Genomic DNA, 309 nt, shown 5'->3' on the forward strand with positions numbered 1-309 from the left:
TTGGATAGTTAGATATTTAGTCTCACCAGGAATTGGCATCTCATTGGTGTCCATCACGACTTCAATCGAAATCTTAGGCTCTGAAACGAATTGGCTACGAGCATACCTTGCCATTGACTCTGGATCTTTGAACCGATCATCTTGTAGATCTTGTGGGGCTGGATGCAAACCATACATAGCCTTTGAGTTTTCATCTGTAATGATGAACGGCGTAAAGTAATAATTTTGCGTAGTATCACCGCTTGAAGTATTACCACTAGCGTTTTGATAACTAAGATGGAGATCTTGTACAGTTTCTTCTTTCTTAGT

Annotated in this window: 1 protein-coding gene; it reads right to left on the reverse strand. The window is 39.8% G+C overall.

Features of this window, described 5'->3' with window-relative positions; all coding sequences use genetic code 11:
* Positions 1-309, reverse strand: a 309-nt coding sequence (locus ACFILA_RS09820; protein ID WP_375661157.1) for a hypothetical protein, incomplete at both ends; no start/stop codon positions are given.

The sequence above is a fragment of the Bartonella sp. CL71SXKL genome (assembly GCF_042194935.1).
Lineage (GTDB): Bacteria > Pseudomonadota > Alphaproteobacteria > Rhizobiales > Rhizobiaceae > Bartonella.